Consider the following 20,794-nt stretch of genomic DNA (forward strand, 5'->3'; position numbering starts at 1 on the left):
GTGTTTGTATCATGTCTGACCAACACAACCCCACACCCTATCAGCCCCCAGTCGCTGCTCTCCTCACCATCGGTGAAGGTTATCTGACCGACTTAAAGGATTGGCCAGACTATCCTACAACCTATGGGCTAACACCCGCAGATAGTCCTGAATTGATTCGCATGATGACAGATGACCACCTCTGGGAGAATGAAGAATATTTAGAGGGATGGGGCATTGTTCATGCATGGCGGGCATTGGGGCAACTCAAGGCAATAGAGGCGATCGCACCTCTATTGTCTCTATGGGATCGCTACAAAGATGATGATTGGCTCAGCAACGAAGCACCTTGGGTCATCCAATTAATCGGTATAGATGCCCTACCCGTTTTGATAGACTCTCTAGCCAATACTGCCTTGAATGAATGGGCACGTTGTGCCGTCGCAGAAGGAGTCTCAAAGATTGGGAGGACTGCGCCAGAGCATAGAGATATCTGTGTTGAGACGTTGAGCCATCAGCTTGAAGCATACAACGAAAATACGCCCATATTAAATGGCATATTAGTCGCAACCTTGCTCGATCTACAAGCGGTTGAAGCCGTGGATCTGATCGGGCAAGCCTATGCTGCTAATCAAGTGGATGACATGATTCCAGGCACCTGGGCAACCGTTCAGATCGAATTTGGACTTAAAAAAGAATCTGATTTTGCACCTAAAGACTTGCAACCCCGATTCTTTAAAAACCTGCGAGCGGCTCAGCTGATTGCCAATCCTGAGTTTGAAGAACCGTCTGATCAGCCCCTGTCTGATTGGGATTTTCCATCTACCTCATCTTCCTCATGGGATAGCCATTTTCTAGACATACCCAGGCAAGCATCGCTAAAACCCGTGCAAGGATTTGGTCAGGGGGTGTCTGGCTCCACGAAAAGTAATAAGAAAAAGAAGAAAAAGTAAGCGATCGCATCCGTAAGCGGGTTGCGTTTGAATGTATCCATCTACCATCCCTGATCCTGATGCGAGGCGAAAAGAATGCGATCGCCAGGGAAAGGACTATAGTAAAACCAAGAGCATTTGCACCTGCATTTTTGTTGTAACGTTCACCCCTCCTTGCGATATGTTTGACTCTGAGACTCCCCAACCGCCTAAATCAGGTAACGTCTGGAAATGGATCGGGATTGGGTGTGGTGGCGCGTTGCTGCTATTCATCCTTCTAGGAGCTGGTCTGGCGTTCTTTGTTCAGCGATCGCTTAACCTGTCTTTTGGCACAGAGCAAGCCGAGCAAGCTGCCCAAGATATCATGGAGTATGAGATTCCGGGCGGGTCAGTCGGGTTGATGGCAATGAATATTGGTGGTGTTCAGTTTGCGGGCGTCATGAGTGCCCAAGATCCGCACCCCATCATTTTGGTAATGGGCAAAATTGGCACCCAACTGCAAGGTGATCCGGCAGAATTTCAAAAAGCGATGCAAGATAGCATTGAACAACAGCAGGGCAGCAATTTTAAGACGGAATCAGCCACTACAGAATCCAAAGAACTTTGTGGTCAAACAGTAGATGTGCTGGTTTCTCAAGGGAAGCAAACGACTTCAGGGCAAGCCGATCAAACCGCAATCAGCTATCAAGCCACCGTCACCTATCGCGAAAATCTTTATTTTGTCGCATTGACCACCACTGGCGACAACGCCGCAGGCCTGGCAGAGCAAGTGTTTAACTCGCTTCAGTGTAAATAGTGTCTGCTCTGAAACTGTCCCTTAGAAACGCAATAAAAATCGAGTTTTATATAGCAGTCGAGGGGTTAATTAGAACAAGGGTTGTATGAGAACCTGCGCTCCGCGCAGGTTCTCATACCAATTTAATTAGCGATCGCACCAGATACCGTAGGGGCGCATTGCGATGCGCCCTTACACGAGATCGATGTGCTGTGGAGTCTGTTTAAATCGGTATCACACAACCTCCTGATTTAACCGTCTCGACGGTTGCTATCGCAGGGGCGCGGCAGAGCCGCGCCCCTGCCACACTCGATTTTGTTTAACAACATAGCCCTGACTATGGCAATGCGGGTAACGCAATAATGTTTAAGGTGCCTGACCAGTCTTCATCGGCATTCAGGGGAATTAGATCATCCAAATACGGTTGGTAGCGAAATAGTTGATAGCCTCTGGATTTGAGAAAGTCGGCTACTTCAAGATTGCTATCTCCTGAACTCGCGATGTTTTCGTAGAGAATTGCCGGAGCGTAGGTAGAAAGTAGGCGATCGCTTCCTCGCAAAACTTGTAATTCATGACCTTCGGCATCAATCTTCAGCCAATCTACCCGCTCCAGCTTTTCTTGCGCCACCAAACTGTCTAACGTAAAGCAGGTAATGGCTTCAACCGCCTCTGTTGCTGCCAATGAGCCATCATGCATAACAATTTGATTGAGTTCGTTGGCATCATGAATCGAGAGGTGAGCAGTCCCCATGCGATCGCTGGCAGCTCCAGCACAGAGAGTCAACCAGGAGAGTTGATTGATCCGACGGGTTTCTGTCAAACATTGAAGGCACCCGGAAAAGGGTTCAACCGCCAGCACTCGCCCCTGGGCACCGACGCGTTGCGCCGCACTGATAGCATATACCCCCACATTTGCCCCCACATCAATCACCGTCATACCCGGTTGAATCTGGTTGCGCCAAAAATGAATCTCTTGCTCTACCCAGTCTGCTTCACCCAACAAAATATTGGTGACAATGCTTTGAAGGTTGGCTTCTACAGCCAATTGCCTATGTTCAAAGGGAATGTAAGTAAATGGGCTATCCCAAGGTAGAGTTGCCCATACCCACTCTGGTGATTCGGGCTGTTGATTGTATTGAACTAATGCAACGTCTAGCCAACGATGAGCAGCATTGATATCTTCAAGGTTGCGATATGCCAGATACAACGCCTGCATAGGGGCAGCCAGGTGCGGCGCTAGTTGCTGGGCACGGTGGAGATAATACAAGCCTTCTCCTTGTTTGTTGATCAGGCACGAAAGCCCCAGCTTCAAGTTTAGATCTACTCGATCGGGAGTCAGATGGGTTGCCAGGTGCATAAACCGCATCCAATCGGGCTGATAGAAAAACTGTTTGGCTCCACAGAGGGTCTGGATCGAAATTTGTAAGGCTTGCTCGTAGCCTGTTTTTGCCTGTAAAAGCTGGGTGAATTGCTGACTGCGAGCCATTCCACCGGGTTGACTCTGCGGTGGTAAATAAACCAACCCCAGCGGTAGTACTTCAGCCGACGGAGTGAACGCGGGTTGCAGTGCATTCATCCAGGTAGAAAAAGCAATCGTCGCTGCGATTTCAGCCTCACCTAACATGAGATGAATCTGGGCAAGATGGGCAGCACATAAGGGATAGTCTCCCATCTCTGCACCCTGTTGCAAGGCGGATACTGCCATGTCTAATTGGATAGTCCGCAGATCGCGATCGCCACAGGTTTCTGCTTCAATCAATGCCATCACGGCAAAATTATTCAGGGCGATCGCCGATTCTGGCTGTTCCCACTCACTCCAGTCCAGATCTGCAAACGCAGTGAATAATGCTGTCAAATCCAGCGACGGACAAGCCCGGTGAAGGTATTGCCAGTAAGAAGCAATCGGAGAATCGGGGGAAAATGAATCAATCATGAGGGTGCTGCATCCGTCAACGGCTTATAGATCGCTGAGACTCAACTGAGGAATCTGGAATTGCTGGCAACGAGCGATCGCGGTTGACTGCTCTGTTAGAGCAATATAGCCTCGCAATCGAGTCGCTAACACGTGCCATTGGGTATCGCTGAGCTGATCAACCAATGCCAAATTGGGTTCGTCAACCTCCTCTTCTTGCTCCATCAATAGACTGATGACCACATCTCCCAATAGTAATTCGGGATCAAGCCCCTCTGGTACCTCACTTCTATCAATCAGCAAAGTCATCTCAGTCATCTGGGGATGGGTCAACCATACGGTCATCACTTCAACCAGGCTGGCATACAGATCAGTGTCAGGTTGGCTCCAATCCAATACTAATAGGACGTTGGACGGTTTGAGATTGAGTGCAGACAGGGTCGCTTCGACTAAAATAGAACGCACCGTTTCCGCCATCGTCACCCAGGAAAATTGCTGCGATCGCTCGACCCCTGCCGTAATTAAGTGGTGTCGGATACCTGGCTTTTGCACATCACAAAGCGCATTTGCCATCGCATCGATATCATTCTCGCCGACGTAAATAACAGCGTTGTCTGCGACTTCTGGAATTGATGAATTAGCACAGGTGATTACCGGACAACCGCATGCCATCGCTTCTAAAATCGGCATCCCAAAACCTTCGTATTTAGAAGGATAGACCAGGGCGATCGCCCCGGAATAGGCAACGGCTAACTCGGCATCGGTTAAACGTAAAAGATGGACGGGACTTCCGGCGGTGCAATCTCGCCAGGTCGCAGGTAAATCGGCAGAAAGGGCAGTCCCGACAATTTCAAACCCGGTTTTACTGGCGAGCTGGGCAAAGGCTTGGAAAAATAGCTGATTGTTTTTGTAGGGACTGGGATTGTCTACACTCATCGCTATGAAGTAGGGTTTAATAATGCCATATTTATGGCGAAAGGCAGTAATTTGCTCTGGGGTCGCCGCTACAAAGGTCGGATCAACGCCACAATGGGCTACCTTTGCCGGTTGATTCAACAAACTGCCATACAATTTTTCCAGGTCTTGAGCCGTATTGTGTGAAATCGTGATGTAAGCTGATGCATGAGCGATCGCCTCACGTTTTGCTTTAACGATGGGATGATCCGACCGTTCTCCCATCATTTCAGGAATCATGTCGTAAAGCATTGCCACTGAAGGGGTAGAAACCGGCGTTGTGAAATAGGTTGACGTAAATAAATCAGCCCCTAACTGATCACAGGCCTGTTGCAATAATTTGCGATCGGCATCGATTGCATCGGCTCGATAGGCAGCAATCGGATAGTACTGAATGCCTGCAATATCCGGTGCAGTCCCGGCTCGATCTAAAACAATGATATGTTTGCTAAATCCGTTTTCTACCCAGTGTTGCAGCAGGGATTGCCACACTCTGGCAATCCCCGTTTTGTACAGTTGGAAAAAGACACCATCCACCACAATTAAAGGAGACGGGCGATCGGGAATAGCTTCAATGCTTGTTTGCAAAGAGGCGGCATCCAGAAAACGCCAGGAATTTTGGGTTGCATCATATTGGGCGATCGGCACGACACCCCGCGACTCTGGGCGATCGACCATCGTCAAATCATGCACCCAGGAAAAGTACTGTCGCAAGCGCACCGGAAACTGTGTTTGTGATTGCAAGGCTTGCCACTGTTCCAGGGCATGGGCATAGCCGTAATAGTGTTCTTTAAACTGCAATTGCTCAGGAGTAGTATAGGCGTAATGTTGAAACACCAACCCATGATGCTCTAATTCATCCTGCCGAAATGGATTGGCGATCGCCACATCGCGATATTGCTGATCGGGCAACGGTTCGACTAAACAAGGCGGTTCATGCGATGCCCAAACATAACCCGGTCGAAATCGCCAGGTGCGTAGCCAGTCGTGCTCTACATTTTGGCTATAACAGTTGCGCGTACTGACCATGAGCTGCGCCCCCACAAAATACCAGCACCAGTAGTAAGCGGCTGTTTTTTCGGGATGTTGCACAAACAATCGGTGAGCCGCTTCAATCTGCTCTGTTGTCCAGAGTTCATCGACATCGACCTGCCACAACAAACAGTCCTGTTGAATGTTAACCAGGGGAGCCGATACCATTTCCAGCTTGCCATCCCAAAACTCTCCTGGGGGCTTGCGATAGACGGTGATGTGATTGGGATAAAGCTGTTGCAGGTTATCTAAATAGGCACTGGTGCCATCACGACTGCGTCCGTTGTCATGTAGAGTATCGGTAATCTGTCCACCCCAACTGACACTCCAAGCCGTGTCGTGTTTTAGGTCAGCCACCCCTTCAATAATGTGCCAGTGCCAGGGACATTTGAGTTGTTGGAAGGCTTCAATGTGATAGCGAATGAATGGTTCACCGTTCAAAACAATAGTAAAGAAATGAATCGGTAACGCCGGAACCGCAATATAGTTTTCATAGAAAGCATCAGAATCACGGACGCAATCACCCAGATCGCCATCGGGTAAGATTTGGTGGCATTCATACCCATACTCTTGCAATAGATCGAAAGTGGCGTTTGCCGATCGCCCCATGCCTTCCAGCATCTTCTGAGAAATTTCAAATTGAATCAACCGGATCGCTTTGGTTGCCAGCAGGTGTCTGGCTCCTTGCAACACATCACTTTCTGCCCCTTCGACATCGACTTTGAGATAGTCGATGGTTTGAATTTGATGGTCGGCACAAAAGTCATCTAAGCTAATGGCTGTAACCAGCTCACGATGGGCGATCGCAATGGATTCATCAGGATTTTCTGGATCTGCCATTTGTGGCATACCAATGCTATTCCAGGCAGCATAGTCATCTGGGAATTCACTAAATTCAACCCTGCCACTTTCTGAAAAAACGGCGGATTGAAATGTTTGAACATTCTCACAATGATAGGTTTGCAGCCGTGTTTGTAGTTGAGCAAAGGTTTTAGGGGTTGGCTCAAACGCATAGACAGTCCCTGTTTTGCCGACCAATCGACTAAAGAGAATCGAATAATCGCCAATGTTTGCGCCGACATCAAAAACAGTCATCCCCGGTTTGACTAATTTTGTCACCAGGAAACTTTCTTTCATTTCATATTCAAACAAGATGAAATTTTCCGGTGATTCAATCCGTTTGAATACCGAAAACCCATGTCGAATCGCATCATTTTGATGCACCAGACGATAGTTGGGGTCTTGAGTCAGTAATTGATGGGTTTTGTGATTCTTAAAAGTATGAATATCATCCAGCAAGATCCAGGCAGCGCCATACACCGCTTGCAATTCGGCATACCCTGTAAATTCCGAGCCATCGATCAGCACCACATCAAAAAAATCGATGGCGTGCTGTTGTTTGATCAACTGAATGCCATTTACGGGTACATCCGACTGACTAACGTAGGTTGTATCTTGGGCTAACCAATTCAGCACCTCTGCTAAAGGATAATGATTTAAGTTGCTGGGAACGTGTTGATAGAACTCCATCACGTCGGCTTCAGAGGCAAATTGTTCAGGGGCTACAGATGAAGCGTTATAGCAATGAACAAAGCGATCGCTTGCATAATAGGTTTGCAGTTCGGCAAATCGTGTTTGAGACACTTCCAAACAAAATAAATCAGGGTGATGGGGATTGTCTCTTAAACCTGTGACAAACGCGTGAGTGCTGCCTTGCCCTGAGGAAGACCCAATCTCCAGAACCGTTTTAATCGGTTCATCCCGAGCCAGAGTTTGAATGATGGTGTAGAATTCATCATCCCTAATTTCTCCAGGAATGAGTTTGTCTAAGTCTGAGCTTCCTGTTGAGAGGTGTGTCATAGGGAGAATTGGCAGGGTATAGAGCGATATCCTCCCTAGATTACCCACTTCTTCCCTAAAGTTTTCGAGTTCTTGCAGGATGGACGGAGATTAGAGGCATTGGCAAATCCGGTGCCAGGATTCCTCGTTACGGATGAGGTGTTCGTCATAATTGAGTGTCATAGGGAGACCCCTGGCGATCGTTTGAGCCGATCGCTTGATTCGATTGCATGATCGGGTTGTCACCGATTTGAAATTTAGAACAATTGCCCCACAGACCCCGCAACCCAACGTGGTGGTGGGGACGCAGCATTCGGCAGACCCTGTGTGATGGAATCCGATCAGTTTTGCCCGAATGCCCCGCCCGATGCGAACCAACACAATGATTCATCCCCGAATGCCCCGCCTGGTTTGAACCAACACAATGATTCATTCCCGAATACCCCGCCCAGTTCAGAGCATCGATTGGGGTTGGGCGTGGCATTGGAATAGAGGTTTTTGGTGTCAGAGTTTATCGTGCTGCAAGATGGTCATGACAAGCAGGACGGTGAGACTGCTGCTTAGGTGCATAGAGCCGCATTCACCCTGAATCAAGGGTCGGTATCTGGCCCATTACTCCGTAGGCGATCGCCTCAGATCGTTTTGTTCAAAAGGATTGAGATGAATCTGATACTCTGGGTCTAGCAAGGTCAGTCGTACTGGAGGTTGGGGACTGGGGCTAACGGCTGTAGCCGCAGTGGGTGCTGGTGTTGCTGTTGGGCTAGGTTCTTCTGCAACCGTTGTGCTGGCAGGGGGGTGCTGTTCGATGGAGTCTTTCGCGGCTGCCAGGGTTTGAGCCATCTGGGTCTGTTGCTCCAGTTGCTCGGTATAGGACAACAAATTACCTAAACCATCGACCAAATTCCGCACATTATCCCGAAATGCCGGATCACCCGTCAGCTCATCCAGATCGGAGGTGATTTTCTGGACATTCTGGAATGTGGCACGGGCAGATTCCAGGGTCTGCTGGAGTAATACGATATTTTCTGGGTTGCCAACACCATCGGTGAGGCTGCGCAAGCTGGCGGACGCGGCAGCGGCATTGGCTGAGAGGATTTGCAGGTTGCTAACAAACTCGCCATTGTCCATCAACGGGGTCAAGTTGCCCGTCAGCAGCCGAATCTGGTTAGTGGTTTGGTTGATGTTGTCTAACGTTCCTGCCAGGGCAGCGCGATTTTCGGTGAGCAGACCATTCACCTGAGCTGCGGTTAGCGTCAGCTGATCGGCAGTGCGCCCCACGGATAGGGTGGTTTTTTCAGCAGATGTAGACAACGAGGTTAGTTCTCGTTCGACCGATCGCGTCAGTCGGGTAACTTCACGGCTCAAAATAGCAACGCCTGCGGCAGCATCGGATGTGTTTCTAGCCAGTGCCCGCAATTCACCAAAAAAGGCTTCGTCGCCAAATAATTCAGATAGCTCCACCGTGGCTTTGATCAACTCACCAAAGCTGACCCCCACTTCTCCTGGAAGGCGATCGCCATTGCAAATAATGCTCGCTTGGGCACAATCTGCCGCCAGAGGATTGCTACTCGCAGGGGGCAGCTGACTGATCTCTGGGGGAGTAATATCAATCGATGTTTCACCAATTAGCCCAGACTGATTAACCTGGATCAGGGCATCTTCCGGGATGAGTAGGGTCGCGGGTGAAATTTCGATTTCGACCTCTACCCCTACGGCACTCGGTTGAATGTTGGTCACTTTGCCGACCGACACCCCCCGATAGCGCACCGGAGCGCCAACCTGCATCCCACCCACATCTGCAAAATCTACTGCAATTTCATAGCTACGCGCACCGGGGTTAAACCCACGTAACCACATCACAAGTAGCCCTAAAAAACCTACCCCAAGCAGGATCAGCAAACCAACAGAGCCTTCTCGAATTGTCCGCGATTGCATCGTTTCTCCTCACAAAACAACCCGTACTTCATGCAATTAAAAATTGCGATCACGCCTTTGGGGATTTTATCCCAAAATTTGGCGTTGCTAGTTGCGGGTATGAATTCGAACGTAAACGGGGTCGCGTTCGGACTCGTCCCAGGATGCAGCATTGCCAAAATTTAGTCTAATACCTGGATTGGACCTTCCACACTCCCACTGCGAAATTGACGCATCAGTGGATTATCTGTCGTATCAATTTCATCTACTGTTCCCGACCACTGCACCTTTCCCCGATAAAGGAAAATCACCCGGTCGGCAGTCCGACGAACCGTACTGTCCTGGTGGGTGACGATGACATAGGTGCTACAGCCACCCTGGCTGCGTTGTAATTGCCGTACCAGGTCTTCGACCACCGTGGAGGCGATCGGGTCTAGCCCTGCGGTTGGCTCGTCATACAAAATTACTTCTGGGCTGTCGGCTGGATTTTCTGGATTTTCCATAATGGCGCGGGCAAGGCTGACGCGCTTTCGCATCCCCCCTGACAGTTGGGCAGGATAGCGATCGCTAATGCCGCTGAGACCCACCATTTCTAGCTTTTGCTCGACCAATTCTTTAATTTTTTTGTGTGACAAATTAGAGTGTTGGTAAAGCAAGAATCCGACATTTTCATCCACGGTCAGGGAGTCAAATAACGCCGCATTTTGGAACACCATGCCAATCCCAATCGGATCTTTGGCATCTTCCATTAACCCCTCTCGACGCCTGCCCTGCACATAAATTTCTCCCGAATCGGGAGCCAGCAACCCGGCAATGATTCTGAGAATGGTTGATTTTCCGGTACCTGACGGTCCAATAATGGCTAAAGCTTCGCCCCTGTTGATATTCAGGTCTACGTTATCTAAGACCACAAAACTACCAAACGACTTGCTGACACCTCTAAGCTCAATCAACGGCTCACCCATAGGATTTGAAGTAGTTTTTGGCTAAAGATGCATCTTCGCAGATGATTACTATCTTTGACACTCACCATACTATAGCGATGCTCATAGTAATGAGAAATGAGCCTAAATACCTTGCTCTCAGGATGACAAATCAAAGTAAACCCAGACGGTTATTTTCGGCAGCGCGGCGACGCCGCGCTGCCAAAAATAACTCTTCGGTTTTATTAAATCTACGATCCTACAGGGCAACGCTTAACCCAATAACTTTATTTTATCTAAGCGCAAAACGCTATATTGCAATTCTAAACAGGAGATTTATACAGTCTCGATCAGGGGGTGTGCTACAAAATCAGTAAATCTTTCATCAAACTATCCTGAAACCAAGATGATGTATTGTGAAAACCTTCATAGTTTGACGCGTGCTGACAACAGCGGAGCCAGACTCAGGTAAAATTCGCCTTGGTAAACTCCACTACAAACTTCCTGCACGTCATCCTGATTAACCATTCAATTGTCATATCTAAATGCATAGTCAAAATTCATCGCCAAAACCAACCGTGCCGATCGCTCAGGCGATTTTTAGAAAAGGTCATGCCAGCACATCGTAGGGGGCGAAGCATTTGAACCATAATTTTCGCCATTCACCAACGACCCTCTAACGAATGCTCCGCCCTTACAGGGGTAACATCTTTTTCAGAAATCTCCTGAACCGTCTTCTATCGCTCAGTCGTGATCAACAGATTCCTGCTCACTCACCTTTTTACCCCTGCACATTTGAACAAGCCGATGAAACAAGCCATACAGCTAATTAAGCAAGAGGCACGCCAGCGTACTCCTTTACGGGTAAGTCAGTGGTTCAAGTGGTTGGCTCCTGGTCTACTGGTCAAGCGTTGGCTATTTATGAGCGTAGCGGGAACTATCATGTTAGTGCTGGGGCTGGCTATCTGGTCGAAGATGACGCCGGTTTTTTACATTAGCCAGTTTGCTGGGCAAATCCTGGAAACCCTCGCCAAAACCATTCCTAGCTATGTAAGTGGACCTCTGGTGATCATCATTGGGCTGTTGCTCATGTTTGTGGGGCAAATGCGCAGCCTGGGGGCGATTACCGAGGTGCTGATGCCGGAAGGAGATGAAGAATTAATCGATCGGCTCATGACCCACCGTCGTCTCCATCGGGGTCCCAAGGTGGTTGTGCTGGGCGGTGGGACGGGGTTATCGACCTTGCTACGCGGGTTAAAGACCTATAGCGCGAATATCACGGCGATCGTGACGGTGGCAGATGATGGCGGTTCGTCGGGTCGGCTACGGCGCGAAATTGGCGTGTTGCCGCCGGGTGATATTCGTAACTGTTTGGCAGCGTTGGCAGATGAAGAAAAGCTATTGACTGAGTTATTTCAATATCGCTTTAAAGCGGGTGAAGGCTTGTCGGGTCATAGTTTTGGCAATTTGTTTTTGACGGTCATGAGTGAGGTGACGGGCGATTTTGAACAGGCGATCGCCGCTATTTCCAAAGTATTAGCCGTGCGGGGGCAGGTGTTACCCGCGACCCTGAGTGATGTCAAGTTGTGGGCAGAACTATCGGACGGACGCCGGATTGAAGGCGAGTCAAATATTACGGAAGCCGAAGGCAAGATTGTCAAGATTGGCTGTATTCCCAGTCACCCACCGGCGTTACCCAAAGCGTTACAAGCGATTCAGGAAGCCGATTACATTATCATGGGGCCAGGATCGCTCTATACCAGCGTGATCCCCAATTTACTCGTGCCTGATATTGTTGAGGCGATCGCCAAGCGCACCGAGATTCCTCGGATTTATGTCTGTAACATTATGACCCAAATGGGCGAAACCCAGGACTATACTGTTTCAGACCATATTCGGGCGATCGATACACTCTGTGGACAAAAATTATTTGATGCCGTTTTGGTTCAGAAAAAAACACCGTCTGCCAAAGCCTTGATCCGCTATGCCCAGGAAAATTCTTACCCTGTTGAGTTTGACCGAGAAGGCATCATCCAGAGCGGTCGCCGGATTGTGATTGCGAATGTTATGGATGAAGATGAACAAACCGGCTTATTGCGCCACAACTCCGATCGCCTTGCCCGAACCTTATTGCGCTGGTATAGCCGCCATCAAGACTAAAGATCGTCGATTAAAGTTTGAAGGGGCGAACAGCCGTTCGCCCGTACAACACATCATCGACGTTATTTAATTCCCACTCCTGAGGTGATTTTTCCCCAAGAGTTTCCCGTTCAGTTGCCCTTCGACTTCGCTCAGGGCGCGTCCTTGGCTTCGCTTGGGATCGCAAATTAAGTAAAACCTGGACGTTTATTAAATTCATGATCCTTAGCGCGCGAGCGGGTTGAGCGGAGCCGAAACCAGCGGGTTTTTGATCAGATTTATCCTCTCAAGGGCGGATCATGGCAAATAAATCTTGCCAGGAGAATGGTCGGAGTTAATTTCTACCACCAGATCAACAGCCTCGCTACAATGCAGCAGCGGTGTGATAAATAAATCGGGATGGAGCGATCGCCAGAAATATTCAACAAATGAGTTGATCTCCGCATCCACCATGCCAGCTCGACCGGATGCTTTCATGCGCTGTTCGGCTTGCCGTCGCCAGTCTTGACTCAGGCGATAATCCACAGGATAAAGAATGATCAAGCGATCGAGCAAATCCCATAAGGGCAAATAATCTTGTAACCGTTGATTGCAATCGCGGGCAAACTGGCGATCGCTTTCAGTATTAATCGGCGGCGGTGCGTGGTCAAACGCGGTTGGATCGATGGGGCGAACCCCCACAAACCACCCTTCAAATAAGACAATATCAATGGTTTCAACCAGTTCTGGAGTGGTGCGATCGCCTGCACCCGCCTCAGCCGATTTATCAAACTTGGGGAGTGCAACCGGGTCGGGTGTGCCCGATCGGAGTTGCTGCAACACCCGTAGCCCTAACGCAATATCATGCGTGCCCGGTGGACCACGCCAGGTTAAGCGGGGGTCGGTGCGTTGCAACTGCACCCGTTCGTCGTAGGTTTTGTAGAGGTCGTCAAGGGATAGCCGACACACCTGATAGTCAAAATGTTGCAGAATCAGGACTAAAATTTCTGCCAGGGTCGATTTGCCGGTGCCCTGTCCCCCCAGAATGCCTTGAATTAATGGTCGGTTCAGCCGCGATCGCTGATCTGCCAATTGCAGTGCCAATGGTAGCCACAATGTCCAGGCGATCGCCAACGGGCAAGCAGCCCAGCCCAGCGTCAACCGACAAAACAGATCCAGCGTTGGGTAAAGGCTATGCAGCAGTTGCGATCGCTGTTGAACCATCACAGCAACCGTTTCAGGCGTTATCCCAAATGCGGTTGCAGAGTCTGAATCTGCTAAAACCAGCCGTTCTAATTCAGCCAACAGCGGCGATCGGTCTACCGACGGATCGCTGCCCGATTCAAGCAATTGGCGCAGCAGCGCATTCAGGTAGGATTCTGGCTCTGTCACAGCATCAACTACCTAGCTTGAATGCTTCTACAAACAAACCGTAAATCATCCCCAATTTTAATCCATTCAAAATTTCTACCCACAAGGCGCGTTGCTTCATTCCCGACCTGTCAGATTTAGCCAAGCGACTGCCGTAGGTTAGCCAGCTAATGGCTTCGGTGAGTAATACTAGCAGCATGGCAGCCACCACATCCAGGTCGGCTGTTTGACCCGCAATTGTAGAGAATGCAGTCGCCAAAAAATTGCCCAGCAGCAGGCTGAGAATGATCAACGAAATCCGTCGCCAGGGATTGCGAACCCATTGATTGAGGCGATCGCCAACCACATCAAATAGCGTATTCAGGCGAGTATTTTGCATAATCGATCCCGGCGATCGCTCCAGATGATGTCGATAGCATAGCTCGATTTCCCTAGTTCTTCACACTTTGTTTTTAGTATGGAGTTCTGAGTGGTACTGGGTTTGAGGTTTTACGGTTAACGATGCCGACCGGCTCGATCACGTTCTACTCATCTCCTGACGTACACGTGGTGATGAGAGAGCCGCGCAGAGCGCGGCTCTCTCATCACCGCCATCCATCCAGGCGCAAAGCGCTATAGTATTCGAGCGGATCAATTATGCAGATTAACCGATTTTTACTCAGCATCTGTCAGTTCCAACCCCTGTCGTTCAGTCGTAGGTCGCACCGACCTGTGAGCCTTCTATCGCTGGCATTCCTGTTGGGGTTGATGGCTCCGTCTGCCTCGTTAGCAACCCAACAGCATTCCCCTAGGGGAGTGCAACCAACTTCAACGACAACAGTGCCTGAAATTGCCGCTGCACAGTATCGGGTGCGAGTGTTCTTCCCGCACTATCCCGAAGCTGCTGATGATTTTACCTATGTGGTTCCCGTGTGGCGCACCACGTCTAATGCGGGAATCGCTCGGTTTGCGATCGCCCAACTGATTGCCGGTCCCACGTCGGCAGAACAACAGCAAGGACTCATCCCCGTGATCCGGTTTGGCAGTGCTTCAAACTGTGGGCAAGACTTTGCGATCGCGATTTCCAACGGTACTGCTACGCTTCAGTTTTGTCGGCAGGTCGTGTCTAACGGCATTGGCGATGACGCCCGAATTAAGAGCGCGATCGAGGCAACCTTGACGCAATTTTCTACCGTTCATCGCGTCATCATCCTCAACCCCAATGGCGATTGCTTCGGCGACCAGAGTGGCGACAATCGCTGTCTAACACAACGTTAATATAGCGCGTCGCACCTGCTGGGTAGATCACGAGTCTGGTGAGAGAGCCGCGCTCCGCGCGGCTCTCTCACCACAACGTGTCCTTTGCATAATTGAGAATTGCTGCATTTGAGTGAGGACGGGGTGCAGGGGTGGAACCCCTGGCTGGGGGCGCAGCCCCCACATCCTCTGTCCTACCCCAATGACGTCAGGCGATAAAGAACACGAGTGAGGCTGGGGTGCAGGGGTGGAACCCCTGCTGGGGGCTGCGCCCCCACACCCTCTGTCCCTACCCCAATGACGTCAGGCGATAAAGAACACGAGTGAGGACGGGGTGCAGGGGTGGAACCCCTGGCTGGGGGCGCAGCCCCCACACCCTCTGTCCTACCCCAATGACGTCAGGCGATAAAGAACATGAGTGAGGACGGGGTGCAGGGGTTCCACCCCTGCTGGGGGCGCAGCCCCCACACCCTCTATCCCTACCCCAATGACGTCAAAGGGATACGTTTTATTGATGAGTCGTCAATATGGCTTGCCGTTTCCACAACCAGATCAACGCCAGACCTGTAGTTGCCCCATAGGCTGCCCAACCACAACTATCAATGACAGCGGCGACCCAAATGCCTGTGACTTTTCCGGGTAGCAGTGCCAGCATGGGATACCACAACAGCTGATTAACGCCAACGCCAACGAGAGAATCAATCATGCCACCCATGGCACTCGCTGCCACCCACACCAGCAGGGGAGTAAACGGACTGGGTAAAACCAAAGCCTGAGCGATCGCCATCCATGCCGCCGGAATTAACCCTGCCAACGGTCGCTCTTGCAAAATCGGGAAGATATCCCAAATGGCAATTTTTAAAAACTGTCCGGCAACCCAGCCGACACTCGTCGCGATCGCCCACCACTGAGTTTGTTGGATGTATTGGCGTAACACCAACCACTGGGCAATTCCCGTTAAAGCGCCCTTGAAAATTAAACTGGCAGAAAATTGAAATCCCCCATTTTCTAAGGCACCGGCGATCGCACCGGCGATCGCATGGGCAAGAATCCACTCTAAACACAGCTTCACACGGGCATACCGAGAACGAGGCTGCGTATCCAGTCGGGTCGTCACAAAAAAACTCCTTGGGCGACGAACGATGTACCAGGAACCCACCTACTATGGCACTGGTCTTACCGACTCGGCATCGCCCTGTAAGGTATCCAGACAAAGTTCGCGAAAATGGTCGCCCCGTCGTTCGAAGTTGGGATATTGGTCAAAACTGGCGCAGGCAGGCGAAAGCAGCACAACCTTGGCTCCCTGCTGTTGTGCCAGTTCTGCACCCCGTTTGACAGCTCGATCCATCGTCTCGACGATTTCATAGCGGTCATATCCTGCTGCTGCTAACCGATTGGCAAAGGCATCTGCGGCATCACCAATCAGCAACACGGCAGCGGCTTTCGCGTGAATCTGCTGAACCCAGGCAGTGTCATCCCCGGCTTTAGCTTCTCCACCCGCAATCAAAATGGCAGGCGCATTCACTGCGGCTAAGCCAACCTCTGCCGCATCATAGTTGGTCGCTTTACTATCGTTGATAAAGTCGATGCCCTGCCAGGAGCAAATATGTTCCAGGCGATGGGGAACCCCCGGAAATGTGGTGATAGCATGGGCGATCGCCTGCTTTTCAATACCGGCAATCCGTGCCACACACACTGCCATCAACAAATTTTGCTGATTGTGCGCCCCCACCATGCGCAGTGCTGAGACAGGAACAATCCGTTCGCCTTGAAATACTGCCCAGCCATCTTCAATAAACGCTCCGCGTTCAGGCTTCCCTGGCAGGTAGTCTTTGCCCTTGACACTCGTCCAATAGGCATCTTGCCACTGACTGACCGCATGATGCCGCAGATACGGATCGTCGCCGTTCAAAACCTGCTCATTAGCCTGATTGAGCAACCGAGCTTTGATGTCGTAATAGTTATCCAGGGTGTAATGGCGGCTGAGATGATCGGGGGTAAAGGTCGTCCATACGGCAATTTTGGCAGCCAGTGTGGACGCCGATTCGATCTGATAACTGCTGATTTCTGCAATCACCCAGTCGGGGAAAGGGGTAGGTGAACGAACCGTTTCAGCTGGCGCTGGATCGGGTTGAACAGACAGCGCCAACTCACAAGCCGCATAGCCAATATTGCCGCACGCAGGTGCGTTGAATCCAGCTGCCTGAAAAATAGCGGCAATCAATGCCGTCGTTGTTGTTTTTCCGTTGGTGCCTGTGATGCCAACCCAGGGAACGGTTTGCAGCGATCGCCATGCCAACTCCATTTCCCCCATCAGTTCTATCCCCAATTCGCGGGCACGAACCAGGGCAGGCAAATCCCAGCGTACTCCCGGACTGACTACCACTCGTTCCATAATCGAGGGGTCGGGTTCAAATCGATCGGCTAGTCGAACGGTAATACCTTCCTCTATCAGCGTTTGACCCAATTGGTTCAGAGCATCCGAGGAGCCGGAATCGCTCACTGTCACCTGCCATCCTTCACGGTGCAAAAGCCTTGCCGCAGCAACTCCTGACTTTCCGAGACCGATGACATAAGCGTTAGCCATAACGTTAATAAAAATTAAAACTGGGTTACTCGCACGCGGGCTAATGTGCTGAGAAGCAGTCATAATCTTACCTTAAGCAGAGGCACGCAGAGAGAAAGCAAGACAAATTTATGGAGAGCCATGATGGACAGCCAAGCAACTGACGCTGTCATCAAGCTGTCATCAAGCAACGGCGCAATTGCTGTAGAGTGGAAACGTTTGTATGCAATCCGGAGCTTCGCTGATGCAGGTCTACGATGCCGTCATTATTGGTGCAGGTCATAACGGTTTAACGTGTGCTGCTTACTTATTAAAAGCAGGGTATAGCGTTTTGCTATTAGAACGGCGATCGGTTCCGGGTGGTGCAGCAACGACTGAAGAAGTCATGCCTGATGAGGCTCCAGGGTTTAAGTTCAACCTCTGTGCAATTGATCATGAATTTATCCATCTCGGTCCGGTAGTGGAAGAGTTGGAATTAACCAACTATGGGTTGGACTATTTGTATTGTGATCCAGCCGTGTTTTGCCCCCACCCCGATGGCAAATACTTTTTAGTCCATCGCTCTATTGAAAAAACCTGTGCCGAGATTGCGCAATTTAGCGATCGCGATGCCAAAAAGTATGCCGAATTTACGCAATTTTGGTTGCAAGTCACCAACGCTTTAATTCCGTTATTTAACGCACCTCCCCTCGCTGTCTTTGACATTTTTCGCAACTACAATTTAGCTCAAATCAAAGACGTACTGGCGTTAGTCGGTGGGGTGAATAAAGCCCTGGATATTTTGCGGACAATGATTACCAGTGCCGAAGAAATGCTGGACGAATGGTTTGATAGTGAGTTTATCAAAGCACCCCTCGCTCGTCTCTGTGCCGAAATCGGTGCACCTCCGTCTCAAAAAGGGATTGCGATCGGTGCCATGATGGCATCTATGCGCCATCATCCGGGGATGGCTCGTCCTAAAGGTGGTACAGGAGCATTGACCCAGGCGTTACTCAACCTGGTCAAAGCCAAAGGAGGAGTGGTTTTAACCGATCAAACCGTGAAGCGGGTGATGATTGACAATCAAGGTCGGGCGATCGGGGTTCAAACCCATGATGGCACAGAATATCGAGCCAATTATGGGGTCATTTCTAACATTGATGCAAAACGCTTGTTTCTCAATTTGGTAGATGCTGCCGATGTTGATCAGGCGGATCCGGCATTGCGAGAACGGCTAGAACGACGCATTCTCAATAATAATGAGACGATTCTAAAAATTGATTGTGCGTTATCAGCCCCACCCCGATTTGAACACTATCATCACAAAGATGAGTACCTGGTGGGTTCCGTGTTGATTGCTGATTCGGTGAAGCATGTGGAATATGCTCACAATCAAATCACGTTGGGTAAAATTCCGGACGAGAATCCTTCTATGTATGCGGTTGTACCCACGGTGCTTGATCCATCCATGGCTCCCGAAGGAAAACATACGTTGTGGATCGAGTTTTTTGCGCCCTACCAAATTGCGGGAGCGGAAGGGACAGGGCTAAATGGTACAGGCTGGACGGATGATTTAAAAAACAAAGTTGCCGATCGCGTCCTGGATAAATTAGCAGACTATACACCCAACTTGAAAGATTCAATCCTTGCCCGACGCGTCGAAAGTCCGGCAGAATTGGGCGATCGCCTGGGGTCTTATAAAGGCAACTATTATCATATGGATATGACGCTCGATCAAATGGTCTTTCTGCGTCCTTTACCCGAAATTGCGAATTACAAAACACCGATTCAAAACCTGTATTTAACAGGTGCAGGCACTCATCCGGGTGGCTCCATTTCAGGAATGCCGGGACGCAACTGTGCCCGTGTGTTTCTCAATGCTCAGCGATCGCCCTGGAAAGCATTTGCTAAGCTCGAAAAATCATTGAAAACTCTCACCTCTTAAAGCGCTCTCACTCAACCTACTCATCGCAAAATCCTATGGCTTGTCAACATCTCAATCAAGTGACGCTAGAGAATCTAATTTCAAAAGCCAATTACCCAACCTTTCGGTGTGAAGAGTGCGTTCGCATGGGCGATCGCTGGGTACACCTGCGAATTTGTCAGACCTGCGGTAAGATGCTGTGCTGTGATTCTTCTACAAATCAACATGCCCGCCGTCATTACGAAGACACTGGACATCCAATCATTAGCTCAGCCGAATTAGGAGAAGAATGGTTGTGGTGCTTTGTCGATGAGCAAGGAAAAGAGTATTAAGGCGATTTCTAGAAAAGGTCATCCCAGCAAATCATCGGGGCAAAGCATTCGAACCATGATGTTCGCTATTTAACAAAGACTCTCTAATACCAATTTTTTATGAAGATGCGCTCAACCTATGACCCCCTGTAGTCCCCCTGGCTAAGGGAAACGGCGATAGCCGGGGGTAAATCGGCGCAGCTTCATATAAAATTCCCACATCGCGGACTGTGAAACTGGCTTGATATTGGAACACATCGTATCCACCCGACTTCTTTACCTTTGCTACTTACAGTTAATGAAGTTCGGATGATTCAGTTTGAACCCGACTAACATCAACCCATAAACAGTTAAGCAGAAGGAGTTCCCATGATTCGATTCAAGCAGGCTTTGCTCATTGGCAGTCTTAGTCTTTTAGCTTTGGCAGGGTGTTCTAAGCCAGAACCACAAGCGTCTGATGCTCCAGTTTCACCCGAGGTCGTGTCGTCTTCTCCTGCCGAATCGATGGCATCAACCTCCCCCGAAACCCCCGATGATTTCCAAGGCTTGATGGGCGTTATTTCCAATACAAAGGCAGCCGTTGAAGCGGGAGACTATACCAAAGCTCAGCAAGAATTTGACCAATTTGAAGGATTTTGGTCAAAAGTAGAAGATGGTGTCAAAGAAAAATCGTCTGATACGTATAATGCGATCGAAGATGCCATGGATCAACTTTCCAGTGAAATGGGTGCAGCTCAGCCAGATCAGGCAAAAGCCTTAGCTGCGTTGCAGTCTTTGGAAGAGAATGTGAGTGCAGCCCAGCAATAAGTAAGAATGTAGCTTGGCTGTATCACTTTTTTGCCGGATATATAGCGGTGTGCAAGTTCGTGAAGTACAGAAACGGTGTTGTGGGGCGCTCCGCGCCCCACAACACCGCACTGAATCAACCTGCACAGCACTATAAAGCTGACCGATGTGGCTGATTTTGGGGATGAATTTGAACCTGAAGCCTTGGGTTTCACGTTCAAATTCATCCCTCTATTCACCGCC

Annotated in this window: 17 protein-coding genes; 8 read left to right on the forward strand and 9 right to left on the reverse strand. The window is 49.8% G+C overall.

The genetic code is table 11. From position 1 onward, the window contains the following. Positions 1-11: 11 nt before the first annotated feature. Complete coding sequence (locus ACR6Z4_RS20435) at positions 12-932, forward strand: HEAT repeat domain-containing protein (protein WP_479719164.1); 921 nt, start codon at positions 12-14, stop codon at positions 930-932. Between the two features lie 160 nt (positions 933-1,092). Further along, positions 1,093-1,707, forward strand: coding sequence for a hypothetical protein (locus ACR6Z4_RS20440; RefSeq protein ID WP_479719165.1), 615 nt, complete (start codon positions 1,093-1,095; stop codon positions 1,705-1,707). A 316-nt stretch (positions 1,708-2,023) separates the two neighbouring features. On the opposite strand, the gene ACR6Z4_RS20445 is transcribed toward ACR6Z4_RS20440, so the two are convergent. The 3 genes from ACR6Z4_RS20445 to ACR6Z4_RS20455 form a co-directional block, all read right to left on the reverse strand. Beyond that, positions 2,024-3,619, reverse strand: a complete 1,596-nt coding sequence (locus ACR6Z4_RS20445) for an FkbM family methyltransferase (RefSeq protein ID WP_479719166.1) — start codon at positions 3,617-3,619, stop codon at positions 2,024-2,026. Positions 3,620-3,643: 24 nt separating this feature from the next. After that, positions 3,644-7,444 carry an FkbM family methyltransferase gene (locus ACR6Z4_RS20450; RefSeq protein WP_479719167.1) on the reverse strand — a complete coding sequence of 1,267 codons (3,801 nt, stop codon included), beginning with the start codon at positions 7,442-7,444 and terminating at the stop codon, positions 3,644-3,646. A gap of 145 nt (positions 7,445-7,589) precedes the next feature. After that, a complete protein-coding gene (locus ACR6Z4_RS20455) occupies positions 7,590-7,736 on the reverse strand; it encodes a hypothetical protein (RefSeq protein WP_479719168.1) in 147 nt (48 codons plus the stop codon). A 14-nt stretch (positions 7,737-7,750) separates the two neighbouring features. Here ACR6Z4_RS20455 and ACR6Z4_RS20460 point away from each other — a divergent pair, with 14 nt between their 5' ends. Beyond that, a complete protein-coding gene (locus ACR6Z4_RS20460; protein WP_479719169.1) occupies positions 7,751-7,915 on the forward strand; it encodes a hypothetical protein in 165 nt (54 codons plus the stop codon). A gap of 120 nt (positions 7,916-8,035) precedes the next feature. On the opposite strand, the gene ACR6Z4_RS20465 is transcribed toward ACR6Z4_RS20460, so the two are convergent. Together ACR6Z4_RS20465 and ACR6Z4_RS20470 are read right to left on the reverse strand one after the other, a co-directional pair. Then, a complete protein-coding gene (locus ACR6Z4_RS20465; protein ID WP_479719170.1) occupies positions 8,036-9,358 on the reverse strand; it encodes an MlaD family protein in 1,323 nt (440 codons plus the stop codon). Positions 9,359-9,519: 161 nt separating this feature from the next. Then, positions 9,520-10,302 (reverse strand): ABC transporter ATP-binding protein, encoded by a 783-nt coding sequence (locus tag ACR6Z4_RS20470; RefSeq protein ID WP_479719171.1) that lies wholly within the window; start codon positions 10,300-10,302, stop codon positions 9,520-9,522. Between the two features lie 765 nt (positions 10,303-11,067). On the opposite strand from ACR6Z4_RS20470, the gene ACR6Z4_RS20475 reads away from it, so the two are divergent. Further along, positions 11,068-12,420: a gluconeogenesis factor YvcK family protein gene (locus ACR6Z4_RS20475; protein WP_479719172.1), complete on the forward strand. Its 1,353-nt coding sequence runs from the start codon at positions 11,068-11,070 to the stop codon at positions 12,418-12,420. Positions 12,421-12,696: 276 nt separating this feature from the next. Here ACR6Z4_RS20475 and ACR6Z4_RS20480 read toward each other — a convergent pair whose 3' ends face one another. Together ACR6Z4_RS20480 and ACR6Z4_RS20485 are read right to left on the reverse strand one after the other, a co-directional pair. Then, positions 12,697-13,770: a glycerate kinase gene (locus tag ACR6Z4_RS20480; protein WP_479719173.1), complete on the reverse strand. Its 1,074-nt coding sequence runs from the start codon at positions 13,768-13,770 to the stop codon at positions 12,697-12,699. Positions 13,771-13,774: 4 nt separating this feature from the next. Continuing rightward, the gene (locus tag ACR6Z4_RS20485; RefSeq protein ID WP_479719174.1) at positions 13,775-14,128 is read right to left on the reverse strand and encodes a DUF565 domain-containing protein; all 354 of its coding nucleotides are present in this window, start codon (positions 14,126-14,128) and stop codon (positions 13,775-13,777) included. 257 nt (positions 14,129-14,385) lie between these two features. On the opposite strand from ACR6Z4_RS20485, the gene ACR6Z4_RS20490 reads away from it, so the two are divergent. Beyond that, positions 14,386-15,006, forward strand: coding sequence for a GerMN domain-containing protein (locus ACR6Z4_RS20490; protein WP_479719175.1), 621 nt, complete (start codon positions 14,386-14,388; stop codon positions 15,004-15,006). A gap of 487 nt (positions 15,007-15,493) precedes the next feature. On the opposite strand, the gene ACR6Z4_RS20495 is transcribed toward ACR6Z4_RS20490, so the two are convergent. Both ACR6Z4_RS20495 and murD read right to left on the reverse strand, forming a co-directional pair. Beyond that, positions 15,494-16,102 carry a hypothetical protein gene (locus ACR6Z4_RS20495; protein WP_479719176.1) on the reverse strand — a complete coding sequence of 203 codons (609 nt, stop codon included), beginning with the start codon at positions 16,100-16,102 and terminating at the stop codon, positions 15,494-15,496. 45 nt (positions 16,103-16,147) lie between these two features. Next, entirely contained in the window at positions 16,148-17,572 is a 1,425-nt protein-coding gene (murD, locus tag ACR6Z4_RS20500) for a UDP-N-acetylmuramoyl-L-alanine--D-glutamate ligase (protein WP_479719197.1), read from the reverse strand. A gap of 223 nt (positions 17,573-17,795) precedes the next feature. Between murD and crtO the strand changes: the two genes are divergently transcribed. The 3 genes from crtO to ACR6Z4_RS20515 all read left to right on the forward strand — a co-directional run bounded on the left by crtO (position 17,796) and on the right by ACR6Z4_RS20515 (position 20,572). Further along, positions 17,796-19,475, forward strand: coding sequence for a beta-carotene ketolase CrtO (gene crtO / locus ACR6Z4_RS20505; protein WP_479719198.1), 1,680 nt, complete (start codon positions 17,796-17,798; stop codon positions 19,473-19,475). A gap of 35 nt (positions 19,476-19,510) precedes the next feature. Then, entirely contained in the window at positions 19,511-19,786 is a 276-nt protein-coding gene (locus tag ACR6Z4_RS20510; protein WP_479719177.1) for a UBP-type zinc finger domain-containing protein, read from the forward strand. A gap of 348 nt (positions 19,787-20,134) precedes the next feature. After that, positions 20,135-20,572, forward strand: a complete 438-nt coding sequence (locus ACR6Z4_RS20515) for a DUF4363 domain-containing protein (protein ID WP_479719178.1) — start codon at positions 20,135-20,137, stop codon at positions 20,570-20,572. Positions 20,573-20,794: the final 222 nt, after the last annotated feature.

Source organism: Calyptranema fuscum S582, from assembly GCF_055793305.1.